At 58.3% G+C, this 14421-nt stretch carries 16 protein-coding genes and 3 pseudogenes; 6 read left to right on the top strand and 13 right to left on the bottom strand.

Annotation, left to right across the window (positions count from 1 at the left end; genetic code table 11):
- Positions 1-337: 337 nt before the first annotated feature.
- The 3 genes and pseudogenes from N181_RS32425 to N181_RS26005 form a co-directional block, all read right to left on the bottom strand.
- Positions 338-1049, bottom strand: a pseudogene (locus tag N181_RS32425) (transposase).
- 173 nt (positions 1050-1222) lie between these two features.
- Positions 1223-1405 carry a hypothetical protein gene (locus tag N181_RS26010; protein WP_037434842.1) on the bottom strand — a complete coding sequence of 61 codons (183 nt, stop codon included), beginning with the start codon at positions 1403-1405 and terminating at the stop codon, positions 1223-1225.
- 203 nt (positions 1406-1608) lie between these two features.
- Positions 1609-2829, bottom strand: a complete 1221-nt coding sequence (locus N181_RS26005; RefSeq protein WP_050994730.1) for a GGDEF domain-containing protein — start codon at positions 2827-2829, stop codon at positions 1609-1611.
- A gap of 307 nt (positions 2830-3136) precedes the next feature.
- Here N181_RS26005 and N181_RS33455 point away from each other — a divergent pair, with 307 nt between their 5' ends.
- On the top strand, positions 3137-3430 hold the full coding sequence (locus tag N181_RS33455) for a DUF6494 family protein (RefSeq protein ID WP_037437461.1): 294 nt from the start codon (positions 3137-3139) through the stop codon (positions 3428-3430).
- Positions 3431-3443: 13 nt separating this feature from the next.
- Here N181_RS33455 and N181_RS25995 read toward each other — a convergent pair whose 3' ends face one another.
- The 10 genes and pseudogenes from N181_RS25995 to N181_RS25955 form a co-directional block, all read right to left on the bottom strand.
- Positions 3444-4160 (bottom strand): helix-turn-helix domain-containing protein, encoded by a 717-nt coding sequence (locus N181_RS25995; protein WP_050994729.1) that lies wholly within the window; start codon positions 4158-4160, stop codon positions 3444-3446.
- A gap of 94 nt (positions 4161-4254) precedes the next feature.
- Positions 4255-4443: a hypothetical protein gene (locus N181_RS32415; RefSeq protein ID WP_037434836.1), complete on the bottom strand. Its 189-nt coding sequence runs from the start codon at positions 4441-4443 to the stop codon at positions 4255-4257.
- Between the two features lie 294 nt (positions 4444-4737).
- A pseudogene (locus tag N181_RS25990) lies at positions 4738-5475 on the bottom strand (M10 family metallopeptidase C-terminal domain-containing protein); the annotation flags it as partial.
- Between the two features lie 585 nt (positions 5476-6060).
- Positions 6061-7182, bottom strand: a complete 1122-nt coding sequence (locus tag N181_RS25985) for a helix-turn-helix transcriptional regulator (RefSeq protein ID WP_037434831.1) — start codon at positions 7180-7182, stop codon at positions 6061-6063.
- 573 nt (positions 7183-7755) lie between these two features.
- On the bottom strand, positions 7756-8202 hold the full coding sequence (locus N181_RS25980) for a type II toxin-antitoxin system VapC family toxin (RefSeq protein WP_037434830.1): 447 nt from the start codon (positions 8200-8202) through the stop codon (positions 7756-7758).
- On the bottom strand, positions 8199-8465 hold the full coding sequence (locus N181_RS25975) for a type II toxin-antitoxin system Phd/YefM family antitoxin (protein WP_037434828.1): 267 nt from the start codon (positions 8463-8465) through the stop codon (positions 8199-8201). The genes N181_RS25980 and N181_RS25975 overlap by 4 nt, the downstream gene beginning before the upstream one ends.
- 407 nt (positions 8466-8872) lie before the next feature.
- Positions 8873-9109, bottom strand: coding sequence for a hypothetical protein (locus tag N181_RS25970; protein WP_370008920.1), 237 nt, complete (start codon positions 9107-9109; stop codon positions 8873-8875).
- Between the two features lie 679 nt (positions 9110-9788).
- Positions 9789-10031, bottom strand: coding sequence for a hypothetical protein (locus N181_RS25965; protein WP_037434826.1), 243 nt, complete (start codon positions 10029-10031; stop codon positions 9789-9791).
- Between the two features lie 233 nt (positions 10032-10264).
- Positions 10265-10624, bottom strand: a complete 360-nt coding sequence (locus N181_RS25960; RefSeq protein WP_234885866.1) for a hypothetical protein — start codon at positions 10622-10624, stop codon at positions 10265-10267.
- A 916-nt stretch (positions 10625-11540) separates the two neighbouring features.
- Positions 11541-11918 carry a helix-turn-helix domain-containing protein gene (locus tag N181_RS25955; protein WP_037434823.1) on the bottom strand — a complete coding sequence of 126 codons (378 nt, stop codon included), beginning with the start codon at positions 11916-11918 and terminating at the stop codon, positions 11541-11543.
- Between the two features lie 88 nt (positions 11919-12006).
- Between N181_RS25955 and N181_RS35060 the strand changes: the two genes are divergently transcribed.
- The 5 genes and pseudogenes from N181_RS35060 to N181_RS25935 all read left to right on the top strand — a co-directional run.
- Entirely contained in the window at positions 12007-12528 is a 522-nt protein-coding gene (locus tag N181_RS35060) for a hypothetical protein (protein ID WP_080579227.1), read from the top strand.
- 2 nt (positions 12529-12530) lie between these two features.
- Entirely contained in the window at positions 12531-13202 is a 672-nt protein-coding gene (locus tag N181_RS25950) for a lytic transglycosylase domain-containing protein (protein WP_037434821.1), read from the top strand.
- Complete coding sequence (locus N181_RS25945; RefSeq protein ID WP_060563985.1) at positions 13199-13498, top strand: TrbC/VirB2 family protein; 300 nt, start codon at positions 13199-13201, stop codon at positions 13496-13498. The genes N181_RS25950 and N181_RS25945 overlap by 4 nt, the downstream gene beginning before the upstream one ends.
- Before the next feature lie 4 nt (positions 13499-13502).
- Entirely contained in the window at positions 13503-13844 is a 342-nt protein-coding gene (locus tag N181_RS25940) for a VirB3 family type IV secretion system protein (protein WP_037434820.1), read from the top strand.
- Positions 13837-14421, top strand: a pseudogene (locus tag N181_RS25935) (transporter); the annotation flags it as partial. The gene N181_RS25940 and the pseudogene N181_RS25935, both read left to right, overlap by 8 nt.

The raw sequence follows: 14421 nt of genomic DNA, 5'->3' as shown, positions 1-14421 counted from the left end.
GCATCCGTCAAACGCTTCTGTCAGAAGGTCGACAACAGCTTATGACAAGAATTTCGGATTCAGATGACTAGTCTCGGTGCGCTGCGAGAATGGAGCCGAAGTCAAGGGCGGCAGCTCGGTTTTGAGCAATAACGACGCTTTAGGGTGCCTGCTTTCTCTACGTGCTCACGTGGCACTTGATGGGGTAAGCTGGTCGTGTAGCGGCTTGGTTGAAATTCCCAGTCGGCCGGCGCGATACCGTGTGCTAAAGCATCGGCGCCGCCATCCACGCCCTCCCTTGGGCGTCGCTCCGCTCGGGAGCTCGTTTCGGTTTCCTGTCTCGTTCGTCGATGCTCCGTTATGCGAGCCGGAATACGGCGCCGTGCCTGATCATCCCATGCACAATGATAGCCAGCCGCCTGGCGAGTGCGACCCGCGCCTTGCGCGTTGTGGAGCGTTTGGTAATCGCCAAAGCCCAATCCTTCAGTTTCAATGCGCCTCGATAGCATGTCAGCATGACATTCGCCGCCTCATAGAGGAGGTACGCATTCGCCGGTCGCCGAATTGGAGATGCTGCCCGTGTAGTCGACCTCGCCCGACTGGAGCGGCGTGGCACGAGGCCGAGTTAGGCACCCAGATCGCGGGAGCGCCTGAAGCGACCGGGGTCATCGACGACGGCGGTGAAGGCGAGCCCGGTGAGATGGCCGGCGCCGGGGATCGTCATCAGCCGCGGCATACCGTGGAGGCGTTGGGCATCTTCTTGATGTCGGCATCGATTGCCGCGACAGCCTGGTCTTTTGGGTCGCCAGCGACTTCAGGGCCTGATACGCCTGCCGGCTTTCGATGCAGACGACCGGCAGACCGAAGGCCGCCAGCCCATGATAGAGCATCGGCGCCATGCGGCCGGTCTCGAATACGATGCGCCGACAGGGGGCGCCTTTGCCAGCGAGGCGGCGATCGCCTCAGGCGTCGATGCCGTCTCCCGCTCGTAAACGACTGATCCCTCGCGATCGACGACGCAGACATACGTCTCTTCCATCGAGATGTACCAGGCCGGCAAAATATTCCATGGTCGGCCTCCTCTTTCAGTGACGGAGCCGATCTTAGCCGGACTCCGCAGAAGAGCCGCCGTCCATTACCCTATGTTGAAAAAGGCGAGGTTGAAGCCGGTCGTTCAGCTCGCTTCGCGATTGACCCTCTTGGCCCCAATAAGTGGCCAGGGCCGCTGTCGGAGCAGCAAACCTTAGCCAAGTTCCTTCTGGGCGATTTCGGCGAGGGGAGATTTATCGCGGACACCAGAAGGGATGCGCAATCGCAGCCTGTCGAGCTTCAGTACGCGTTTGGAGTGCTCAAACGGCATCTCCACCTTCTTCCACTGAAAGCGTGAGGTTTGGTGAGCATCGGTCTTGGGGATGCCGCCGGTCATGTCGCGTGCGCCTTTGTAGATCTAGCGCGTCGCCTTGTGTGCCGGCGTCTTCGGACAGCAGCGGGGCCTCATGGCGCAGGCTTCGCAGTCCTTGTCGTCGTTGGTGTCCGGCGCAACGAATCGTTTGATTGAGCCGAATGCGGAAGCCGTTTCCGCTATACCCCACAAGGGCGGGCAGCGAGTTCCGATTGCGCTTGTCGTGCCTAAGCAGCAGCGCCACTACGCGTCGTGCCTAGTGACCGAGCCAGCGCGGGCAGGTTTCGAGAGTCGCCGATTCTGAGGTCGGCGGCCCGTGTGATCTCCGCCATCACCTGGTTTCGACCGGCCGATTTCGCGGCATAAAGGGCGCAATCGGCACGGTCGATGGCGCAATCTAGCGTCGCCTCGCCGTCTCGCACCGCCGACACGCCGCAGCTCGTCGTGACCTTCCGGTTTAGGCCCTCGTGATGCCAGTCCCTGTTGGCAAAGGAAACACGAAGTAATTCTGCGAGCGCAACGGCCTCTTGGAGCGACGCGTTCGGCAAGAAGGCCATGAACTCTTCGCCACCGTACCGCGCAGCGCTGCCACGCCCGGCCACTAGACCCCTAATCTCCTCGGCCAGGCCTGCGATGACCTTGTCGCCCGCAGCATGCCCAAAGGTGTCGTTTATCCGTTTGAAGTAATCGATGTCGCACACGATCAGTGAGCCGCGGGGACAGCCTGAACTAAAGTCTCTTTCCAACGCTCGTTTGAAGCCGCGGCGATTGAGGAGCCCCGTCAGCTCATCCGTTTCGGCGGCAGCTTGATGCCGCTCGATTGCAGCAGAAGCACTCGCACCCAGAGCGGTGAACGGGAAGAACATGCAGATGGTCATGGTGCTGACACTGACCTCGAGATTATAGAGCGAGGTGGCGAAGTCACCGAAGTCATCGCTTGAGGTCGTGAAAAAGGTGAAAAAGATCGCCCGTATGAGACAATCCAAGACGACGATCGAACTGGTTACGACGAGTGCGATATCGATCGGACGGGATGCTCTCCGTGCCACGATCCATACAGCTACTCCGAGCAAGAGCGCGAATCCGACGTCGGTCAGGAACAATTGCTGGACCAGACTCTGCTCAGCGAACACTAGGTACGCGAGTACAATTGAATAAGTGGCTGCGAACAACAGTCGCGGTATCCGAAGCCTTGGTGCATTGAAATGCGCCAGCAGTCCACTGCCGTAGCAGTAGGCCGCTCCGATGAAAATTAGGCCGGATACGAAAGCGGCGGAATACGGCTCTGGTAAGAACGTTGAGATGACGAAACCGGCCGCGGTCTGCGCAAATCCCGCGCTCCATTGCCAAGCCGGCGTGATCTTCATATGCCAGAGCACGAGAAAAGTCAGTGCTACACTGCTGAACAAGATCGGTGGGACGTAAAAGATAAGGTCGATCTCGCCCATGTCGGTCGAAAATCCTGAGGCAATAGGTGAATCTATATGGATCGATGTTAGTTGGGTCCGCTTAACGGATGTTGAATCGTTAGCCAGTACGGGTTGATTTATCCCCGTCTTTGTCAGCGCGAAGTACCTCCTTCCGCTTGCGCAAGACGCGCATCAGCTTCCACTACTCCTCGAACCGGACGGGTGCGAGGGCCCCGACGAGTCCTCCCGGCCCCCGGGGTCTGTCTCGATGGCACCGCGTCACCGTCCTGCTTCCTAGACCCCTGTCCCTCCCTTACAAGTCCCTTCGACACAGAGGAGTTCCGGCATGAGCGAAGACGCCTCCAACATGTCGATCCGTGAGTTCCTGAAGGAAGTCGGCATCACCTCTCAGCGCAAGATCGAGGAGACGGAGCGCGAACGGCAAATCGGCGGCAAAACGCAAGGTCCGGACATGCGATCCGAGTTCGCCAGCACGCTCGCGACGACTGTCGAGAGAGGGATCGGCCGCCTCGTCGACGCCAACATGAACGACGAAACGACAAGGCTCAAGGCATTGCAGACGCAGGAGCGAGTTGCACTCCAGACGCTTCAGATTGCCATTCCGAACCTTAGAACATAAAGCAGTTGTTCCGCTAGTCGTCCGCTGTTTCCGCCATGGCGGAGCCGTTGCCGGGGGACGGGCGATCGAGGTGTGTGGCGATTAACATGGAGACCAAGTGGACCACGTTTCGCGCTCCGTAGCGCTGCTTCATCCTTTCGAGGCGATGTTCGACCGTCCGATGCGAAATCCCAAGGGTTGCCGCGGTCTCTTTTGCCGTAGCTCCTTCAACCAGCAGCTGGATGATCGCCTCGTCAGCCACATCGAGAGTTTCCCGCCTTTGTGGAGGGCTAAGCATAAACTGGGCGCAAGACGAGGAAATGATCCATTTGGGCCTTCCGGCATTCTTTTGTGGCAGGAGAATGCGATCGTATCCGAGATTGACCCCCATCAGCCTGGTTTTTACGAGCTCTGTCACAGGCTGTTGACTAACCAGAACTTCCTGAAGCCGAGGAATAACGGCCCCCCGCATGAAGCTCTGATCCTTGAAGTCCCCCAGACGACAGTCGGCGAATATTTTGTTGATGTTGAGGACTCTCGAAGCAAAACGCGAGTGACGAATCGCTTTCATATGCCACCGCAGCGGATCGTCGCCTTCGACCGTGATCAGCGTCAGCCTCATCTTTATTGAAAGGAGATCGAGCACGCCACGATACACGTCCTCGGCAGCAGCGGGTTGCGCGGGAGTCGTTTGAATCCATGCGTCAAGCAAACGCCTTGTTACAACGGCAAAGGGTGTCTCTCGCGCCATTCTTGTGTTCTGTCGATGATGAATGGAAAAGCGTGGGCAAATCAACCGAAAGTCGCTCAGAATGCAATAGGGTAAAAATACTCTACAGTTGTGTTCACGCCTCCGCAGTCACATCGACGAGTGCATCGCGAGGCTCGGGAGCCTGGTCGCCGAAATGGAGGTCGTTGAAGCCGATCGCAGTTGCCTCGAAGTAGCCCAGACGATACTCCGGGCGTGGAAAGGTTTGGCGGACGAAGCGGCCAAGCGGGAACAATCGTTCGAGATCGCTTCCCTTGAAGTTCAAGATGGATCCACCGATAGTAGAGGCGGGTCCCAGGGCGCAAAGGCAGAGTATCATGCTTGAATCACGCCTGCGACTTGCCGCGCTGCATGTGGCGCGGTCTTGACATTGGCCGATGTCTGATCCCGTCGCGGCCTACAATTTAGTTTTCTCCACGCGCCGCAGGCAGCGTTGATTTGGCCGGTAACAAGCACAACATCGGTCAATAAAGGCTTCGCGGCCCGCCTCCGGTTGCGCGCACGCGTAGCGCATGAAGGCCCCTCCGCAGCAGAAAGGGCCTTCCTCAGGCGATGCGGGTTAAACGACAAAGAAATCCGCTGCGGTGATGCCGAGGTTTGTGCTGACCGTCGCGAAATGTACTGAGCCGCCTGCGGCATTTCCATTGCTGTCGTAGAACAGTTTGCCGGTATCACTCTCATAGATGATCCGGTCGCTGGCATCGGCAGCCAGGCCAGTGGTGTTCTTGACGAACTGCGCTGCGGTCAATGCTCCCGTGCCTACAATCGCTGTGAAGACAGAGTTTTCCAGCCGGATCGTGTCATTGGCGACATTGAAGTCGGTGACGCTGTCCACGTTGGTCGTAGCGCTCAGCGTCGAATTGAAGAAGAAGGTGTCGTTTCCAAGCCCACCCGTCAGCTTATCGTTTCCCGCCCCCCCGTTCAGAATGTTGTTCCCACTGTTGCCGATAAGCGTGTTTGCGAGGCCGTTACCGGTCGCGCTTGTATTCGCTGTTCCAAGCAAGGTTAGGTTTTCGACCGCACCTACGACTTTTGCGCTGGCGACGAGGCTGAGGGAAATCGACGACCTGACGGTGTCAATGCCGCTACCTCCATGGGCGACTTCATCGATCACGTCACCGGTCTCATTGACGATATAGGTATCGTTGCCGCTGCCGCCCTCCATCGTATCGGCTCCGAGACCGCCATCGATGAAGTCATTGCCAGCCTCGGCACGGAAGTAGTTGTCGCCGCTATTTCCGGTGAGTTTGTCGGCGAACTTTGTGGAATGGATTGCTTCAAAGTTCACAATGGTGTCGGTTTTCCCGAAACCGTCGACAGCTACGCCGGTGGCAAGATTGACCGTGACACCGAGCAACCCACCGTGATCCGCGTCGCGGTGGAAGCGGATCGCATCAAACCCTCCCCGGCCATCGATATAGTCTCGCCCGCCAAAGCCAACGAATTGCTCATCGGCGCTCGAACGGCGGATTGTAATCGAAACCATCGATAGGCGGCGTGTAATCCATCGGATATTTTCCACCTGGAAAGAAATACGTCAGTTTGGCCATGGCCCCCTCGATTACATGCGGACGGAGTAAAATGCAGATCAGCTACCGTGCGTGGGAATGATTAGGTTGTGGGTTGTAGGACTATGAAAATGCGCGGGGAGTAACAACTCCCAAATGGGGGGCGGGGAGGGACCCCTCTGCAGGAACATGGACATCATGACCTGTCGTCCCGGCGGCTTCTTGATCGACGTTGGTAAGACTACAGCGCCGCGCGTCTTATCAGACGCGCAAAGGTCGCTGTAGCGCTTTGAATTACTACATGTTTTTATCCTTAAATCGGCTGATCTAAGGAAGCATGCAGTAGGCTTCGCACCGCTGCGAAGACGTTCCGACTACTGCAGTCGTGAGAGAAGCAGCATCAGCTGCCCTTGCCTCGAAGTCCCTGTCTTCTGGAGGATGGACTTCAATCTGGTTCTCGCAGTCTCCACTGTGATACCGAGCTGCTCCGCGGCATCGGCGACCGACTCGCCACCAAGCAGCCGTCGGCAAAACATAATCTCCGAAGGGGTCAACGTGAATATTGCGCTGAGCGCTGAGAGATCGGCTGTGTCCGGGATCGCAGGGTTGAGCTCGGTAACTAGCACCAGGACGAGTTGGCGAGGCGGAAGTACCGATAGTTTGGTCCTCGACGGATCAGCCGTAGGAAGCGCGGCCATTGTTACCTGCCACGCTCCAGCTGAGGTCCGGAAGGATATGCGCGCTCCGTCTGTGGGAATTCCTTGCGATAGATTGTCCAGAATCAAGCTGAAGCGGGCGTCCGCGACCGTGTTCGCCATGAAACAGCGGTCGCTTCGAACAATCACCGCCTGCCCCGACGAGAAGATTTGCAGTGCCATCTGGTTTGCTTCGCGCACCAGGCGGTTGCGCTCGACAACGAATGCCGCATATCGGTTGCGCTCTACAAGTGCGGCTGCGGCCACAGCCTGCTCGAAGCTCGTCCGCATGAGACGAGCGAGGCTGATGGAACGTTCCAGGTTCCCACGGACCCTTGTCAGGACTTCCACCGCGGCTTTGCCGTAGGTTTCGGACAGCGACAGCGGGAAGTTCATGAGGAACTGGATGGTCTCTCCACGGTCGCCGACGATCTTCATGCCCGCCCCGGCCTCGACGTCTTTCTGCGGGCGCAGCCAGTCGTTGTAGAATTCGGTGTCGGCAAAGCTTCGCGCCGGAAAGACCTCCTCGGAAAGGGCAGTCATCCCGCTTCTGGCCCCAGACCAATAGGGTATCCAGGGGTTGATATATGCAAAGTGGTCGCTGAAGGATTTGGCGAAAGCGGGATCGATGTTCTGCACCGACAGAAAATTGAGCCGGCTCTCGGCGAAATTCATGTTCCAAAGGCCGCCAAAGGACCCCGGAAATGCCTTGCTGAGCACGCCAGGCACTTCGTCCCATGACCCGCCTCCAAACGCGGCCGCGTCGATCGCGGCAGCAACGTCGGCGCTGATAGCCGCCACATGCTTTTCGGTGTAGACGCCGACACGCCTTCGCCCCATGCCCCACAGCCTTACGGCCGCCCCCTACGAACGGGATCTCTTGCCCCCAAGTAGACCCTCACAGGAAGTCATAGCGTGTACTACTGATCTAGGAAACAGCCTTTGGTTAATTAGTAAGGCCGCATGTCCACCTTCTTGACTGAGGGGCGTGCCGTCTGCTGGGGAAGGCGGCGGCGACGAAGGCCGACACGACGCGGAGACCACTCTCGTCGGCATGCGCGTTCGCGAAATTGCCGACTGACGACCTAAGGTTGCTTTCGACAGCCTGCCCTTCTGTGGCTCTTACCGGCCACCCCTTGGCAAATCGCGATGCCGTCTGGCAGGGCGGCAACCACCCCAGCTTTAATGATTCCGGGGCCATCCCTGACGCGGGAGAAGTCGGATGGCCGAGGGAGTCGGATGGGGAAGGGAGCGCGAGGGGCTCAGGGGCTGGTCTCGCCCCTCCGGCGGCCGCCTGCGGGCGCGGGAGGTCACGCGGGAGATCGGATCCAGGAAGTTGCGGGGGCAGGCTTCAGACTCAGGCAGCCCTTCATGTTAGGGTGCCACTTGATCCGGGGATTTCACTTTGATCCCGAAAGGACGAAAGTGTTTCAGGTTGGCCGTGATGACCGTCAACCGGTGAAAGCTGGCGGTTCCCGCAATCATGGCGTCGGACGCGCCGGGATTGTGACCGGCTGCAATGGCCTTGGCTTCCAGCTTGCCGCCTTCGCGTGCAACGTCCGCGTCTACAGGCAGAATCCTGTCACCGTAACCGGCGATCAGACCTTGCAAGAATAGTTCAATTCCTGCCGCCTTGACCTTCGCTCCCCTGGATTCCAGAAGCCGGACGCCCTTTTCAATTTCGTGGACGGTAACGGCTGACAGATAAACCGCGCTAAGCTGCTCCTGCTCTTCCAGCCAATCCGAAAATCCAGGCGTGGCCGTGGCCTTGGAGGCCGAGGTGATGGAAATTGCGTTCGTATCGAGAAGGTAGCCGCTCACAGATCGACCTCACGCGAGGGAGCCGGATTTCGGGCGAAAACATCATCGTCAAGATCAATGTCGGCCGGGAATGATTTCAGGTATTGGACTAGGCTAGGACGTTCTTTATGAAGCGCCTTCTTTGCCGCTTCTGCGGCTACGACAGAGACAAGGACTGCAGCCGCGCGGCCGTGGCGAGTGATCGTGACAAACTCACCAGCGGCAGCTTGATCCACAATATTCGAGAAAGCAGCTTTGGCGTCCTTCAAGCTGACGGTTGACATTATGGCCTCCTGAAAGTGGTCATATATGACCTTTTTAGACCTTGCGGCCGATTAAATCAAGGTAAACTGGTGGGGATCAATCCAACGGCTCCAGGTCCCGAAGCCAAACAGCGTCCGCGTCTCTGGGGGTGGCAATCTGCCCTTTTTATCAGATGCGAAAGCATTGCTTCACCGCTTCAAACCAAAAGACGTGTCTTGCCCGGCTGGGGGTGATCAGGCGGCCTTCTTTCGCCCGGCTTCGCCTCCTTGAGCGGAACGGCGGCTACGCGAAAATCTACCCATGGATCGGCGCTCAACGATTAGGCGTTACTCAGGGAGGCAACAAAGACTGTCGTGGGCGCGAACAGAAAGCCATTGGCGCGAGATCATCTGGTCAAGCGATCAATGTAGTCTTTGCACCGGTGCATCTACGAAACTTCGTAGACCAACGCGCTGAACCGTGGCGAGGAATTCTTGGACGCATCTCGATCAATGTCGAAGGTGTTTTCCCAGACGGTCGTGTTCCCTTCCTCGTCGAATACCTCAAGCACCCAATCGAGGTTGGTGTCGGCAGGACGGTAAATGCGCAAAATGACGGTTACATCGTCATCGATGAATTCGCCGGAGAATTCTGAGAACTCGTACCGTTGTTCGCTTTCGACCATCGGCCTTTATTGCATGAGCGGACGGCTTCGCCCTGCACTTTCGCCGCCTGCGGGGGCGGGGACTCGAACCAGAATTTGTAATGCGGTTTGGAGGAGGTAGCCGCGTGATCTTCGCTTGCTTCTAGATCGGCTACAATTAAGGAAATAGGCATTAATCGAGGCGGTCGGGGGCGGCAGCCAGTTCACGCCCGTTGATTGCGTTGACGACCTTCACCCGCACGCCGTCGCGAAGGGACCATTGCTCGCGCTCAGGGCTTCTCAGGCGGAGGAAGCGGCTTGCCATTAGCCGGGCTTTCGGTTTTCCGTTAGGGCGCAAGAGAGGAGGCGGCGAGCTAGGCTCGGCAAGATGAATGATCAAGGGTGTCTTCCGGCGTGCAATTTTGGACGCCGATTGACAGCTAAAGCGCCGGCGCCTGATCCGCTCTTTTTTGGTCGGCACTTAAAAAGCCGATAGGGGCGACGAAGCCCGCCCAGTACGACGTGCGATCAGTGGCTCATCTCTCAGCGCTTTTCCTTGCATTTTCCGACTTTTTCTTCTTACGACTACCGCAATTCCGAAAAAGGGCAGCCTGCGTCGGCAGAGAGAGAGCCGATACTGCGGTTTGGATTTGCTGGCCGTGGCCGATCGGCCCAATGGGTGAAGCACAGATGATAAATCGCTCCGGTGCGCCAACAACCTTTATGGTGCACTCCGCATCGGTCGGATGAGGTCCGGGTTCAAGGTACTGAAGATATGCAGCCAGAACGTGAACTCGCCCTCGCGCTTATCCACCCAAGCTTCGATCGCGCGATGCGCCGCGGCGGTTTTCGCGTCGCAGCCATAGACCTCCATTGCAAGTTTCACAGCCGCCGCCACCGCGACGTCATCATTCGCGCCCGTCTCGTTCGACGGGCGAGGGGAACGCTTTAATAGTTTCGACATGACGACTCTCCTTCAAGAGTCCGGCGCTAAGACGATGTGGCCGGACGCTTTCACAGCGATAATCTTGATCGCATCGTCCGGAAGCACAGGCTCCGCTCATGTCGGCTGAGTTGAACGCTAATTGATTTCCCGCAGAAGGGGAAGGTCGGTTTTTCGACGCGAGATTGCGTAGCGGGCTCGAGCGCCTCACCTGGAGACTGGGCTGGCGATCTGTCTTGCGACTACCAGACGGATCAGGCCCCACCCGGGCGATCAGAATGAAGTGGCTCAAAACAGTCAGTCAGAGATTTTGACACTACCCTGGCAATGAAGTCCGTTGCGGCCGCACGCGGCACAGCGCCTTCCTGGGCGAAATCGCCGAGTACCCTCTCCGGAACAGTCAGGATGGCATCAACGATCCCATCGACGACTTGCTCGAGACCTACCTCTTCGGAGTTCCCCCGAAACAGGATCTGGGGCCGCATACGCAGCAAAAGGTGCATCGCAATCGCCCTTGTTGTCCTCTCCCGGTCGACAAGAAGCATGCCTCGCAGCTCGTCGTCGACCTCCATCAGCGGAGCGTGAAACACAGCGGGGCTAAGATCATTGCCCAATATTCTACTCCAACGTCTTTTCGCTTGGCCCCAGTGGTCCGATCAACGCACTGATCCGCATCAAGTCCTGCCGGGGCAAGACTCAAGCCGCTCCTCGTGGGCACGGCCTCCTGATGCACTGCGGGCAGCGAAGGCGCCCGGTTCTGTTCGGCAAGCTTAACATCTCTGCGCCGTCGACGTCTTGCGACCGCGCGGCCATCGCCGCGACTGCTTTGATTGTGATGTCGATGGCTATGTGACGGTCACCTCGAGCGGTCAGGCCGGCCGCCTAAGCCATTCAGGCGCCTGCGCATAGCTGCGACGGCTTATAGCGGAATCGTTCCTTTGATAGTAAAATCGGAACTCAGCAGGGAGTGGCCCGAAGGCTCCGGGAAAACGAGCCGGATGAGGCGCAAATGCAACGCTCTGATCGAGAGAAGGACCATTACGATTACGATATGTTCGTAATCTGGGCATTGACCGTTTCCGCGCTGCTGATCGTCGGCGCAACATTGTTGATGCTTTTGATTTAGTATTCACTAAAAGAGGGTTTATGTCCTTTTCTAGTGGAAAAGCATTCCGTCTGACCGTCAGGTGGCGGCCGCTGCTCAGAAACCGCTCGCGAGCGAGCTCCGCGGGCTGGGATCGCAGTCGAGGAGTTTCTTCCTCTCAGCAACTTCATCTTCCATCGAATGCCACCGACCCGTCAGTCATCCCGTTCGGTCGGGACCTCGCTAACGGACAGGCCTTTTCGCCGAACCCGTTCCGGGCAGCACGCAAGTACAGCGGATCCATTCTGCGAAAGTTCGGCCTGACGAGCCTTTCGATGACTTTGCACTAACCGATTGATTTTCCGCGTATTCGGCGGACCCACCGGTCCTCTGAAATCCTGGATCGCTAGTCAATTAAGTCTCTTAAAAGATAGACTTTGATCCGTCTAGGGCTGGCTCGGATCGCTGTTGGAGTCTTGCTGAAAGCTTCGAATTTTCTCCAGAATCGTCGGCGCAATCTCAAACTGGCGAGCCTTGCCGCGACCCATCGAGTTCTTCACGAACTTCTCCGTCAACACTCCACGCCGAACCAAAGGGTCGATCGTTTCGGCCACTCCGGTACGCGTCAGGCCGGTGATTTCAACGATACTGGAAAGAGTTAGCTGCTGGTGAGCCTGATGCATGATGTAGAGCACACTCATCATGCCGATCTGCTTCAGTCGCGACTGGGGCGTCTCGTCCTGGAGCGGATTGTCGAAGATTTCGTGAAAGATGAAGGCCGAGAAGGCGAGGCTGTGCCACTGCAGATTGAGAGCTCTTGTCATTTTTTTAACTGCGTTATATAAGTCTGTATATCGGTTGCGGTAATCGAATGCGCTGGGCCTTGCTGCAGCGCTAGCGGGGTCTCACTCCATGAAGAACCTACTGATCAGCGTATTCCTTTCGACGATTGGCGCTTCGTCAGCATACCTCGTTTCAGATAGTATTGCGCGGGCAGATGATTGGGGATGCGAGGTTATCCTGTGCCTTTCAAACCCGGGCGGCGCGACGCAGTATGCGCCATGCCGGCCCCCGATCCATAGACTCTGGCGCGAGCTTGCCAGGGGGCACGCGTTTCCGACCTGCAGTGGCGTCGGCTTCAGGGCTTCCCGGCCGCGATATGAACCCTACTACTGCGATGACGGCTTCAGGCTGACGACGCGAACCAATGATCGCGGCAACGAGGCAAGTTGCATCTCGATGACACCCCAAACTGTCTCAAAGAGTGAATGCTACTACGGTGAAGCCGGCGGCGTCCTTTCCTCCCGCTGGTATCGGACGAGCGGCCAAGGACAATGCCGGCGTTACGTGACCAGACGGCCCAATGTCCGCTCGAAGCAACACTTTGTAGACGTGACGATCGACGGGATCGGTCGCCAGAGAGTGTGGTACTGAGCATGCCCGTCGCCTTCGTCGATCTCGCGCAGACCTGTGCACCTAGAGTCGCGGCCGAAACTCTTGCCGGCGTCGTCAGCCTCGAAAGTCGTTTCGAACCCTTCGCGATCCGGATCAACAGCGGACCGCAGCTCTCTGAGCAGCCCACGACCAAGGCTGAGGCGATCGAAGTCGCCACGTCACTGGCGGCCGAACGTCAGGACATCCAGCTCGGCCTCGGCGGCATTGGCATGGAAGAGCTTCGAAAGATGAGTTTCTCAATTTCTGATGCTTTCGATCCATGCCTTAACCTCCAGGCCACCGCCACATTGCTCGACGGCTACTACCGGCTTGCATTCAAGGTTGGCGCCGACCCGAAGCGAGCCGGGCAGGTGATGTTGCAATCATACTACGGCCGGAACGACCCCTCTGTCGGCGCCATGGTCAAATACGACGAGCAGGTCCGCAAGGAGGCGAAGCGGCTGGGCAAAACCCTCGCAACGCTGACGATCGACGATGGCGAGGAGGGCGGGGAGCCAGTCGAGGCTACGGCTCGCGATGTCGCGATCGAAGACCCGGCGCACCATCCGCCTGCCGACGAGACGCCATCCGTGCCGACCTGGGATGTCTTCAATGCGCGGCGGCGGTCCTCCGTCCTCGTGTTTCAGAACAACAAAATGGAGCAGAGTGAATGACCTTCAGTTCCCGTATCCGGCCGATCGCTGCCTCCACCCTGATGGCCGTCGCCATCGCAGCCACCATGGTCGAGCCGGCTTTCGCGCAGGCCGCCGGCATCGAGACCGTCCTGCAGGATATCGTCGACATGCTGACCGGCAATATCGCCAAGCTGCTCGCCGTCATCGCGGTGATCGTGATCTGCATCGCCTGGATGTTCGGCTACATGGATCTGAGGCGCGCAGGTTTCTGGATCATCGGCATCGGCGGCATCTTCGGCGCCACCGAACTCGTAAACACCATCGTCGGAAGCTGACGCAATGGCGAGTTCGCGGCAGACGCTCGAGGAAGACACGCTGTTCATCGCCTGCACCCGGCCGGCGATGATCGCCGGCGTGACGATGGAAGCCATGGGCATGAACATCATGCTCACCACCATTCTCTACATCGTCGCCGGCTCGATCGCCTACTTGGCTGTCGGCGTCGTCTTTCATCTGGTTTTCCGCACGCTGGTCAAGCAGGACCACAATATGTTCCGCATCTTGCTTGCCTGGGTGGAGACGCGCGGCCGATCCCGCAACAGCATCTATTGGGGCGGGGCGACGCTTGCACCACTGAGGCTCGCCCGCAGATACGACGAAAGGGATCTCGGATTTGCCTAGCCCCGCCACACTCAAGTCTCGCGAGCTCGGCCCGGAGACCTTCATCCCCTATGTCCGCCATGTCGACGCGTCGACGATCGCGCTCGAATCCCGCGCACTGATGGTGATGGTCGCGCTTGAGGGCGTCTCTTTCGAGACCGCGGATGTTTTAGACCTGAATGCCCTTCATCGCGACCTCAACACGCTTTACCGGAACATCGCCGACGAGCGGCTTGCCTTGTGGACGCATCTCATCCGCCGTCGTGACAACAGCTATCCGGAAGGAAGGTTCACCACGCCATTCTCGGCAGCGCTCAACGATAAGTATCGCGCGCGAATGGTGGGCGAGGACCTGTTTTGCAACGACCTCTATCTGACGATCCTCTGGTCCCCGGCTCGCAATCCCGGCGACAGGGCGGCAACACTGTTGTCGCGCCTGCGACGATCCCGTCGGGCAGGTGTCGAACTGGACGAGGAAGCTCTTAAGCACCTTCGGGACAAGGTCGTCGACGTCACTGCCGCGTTAAAACGCTTCGAGCCGCGTGTGCTGTCCCTCTACGAACATGACGGCCTGCTGTTCTCGGAACCGAGCGAGGTG

The organism is Sinorhizobium fredii USDA 205 (assembly GCF_001461695.1).
Taxonomy (GTDB): Bacteria; Pseudomonadota; Alphaproteobacteria; order Rhizobiales; family Rhizobiaceae; genus Sinorhizobium; species Sinorhizobium fredii.
The sequence above is the reverse complement of the archived record's forward strand: the minus strand, read 5'-3'. Positions and strand labels throughout refer to the sequence as shown.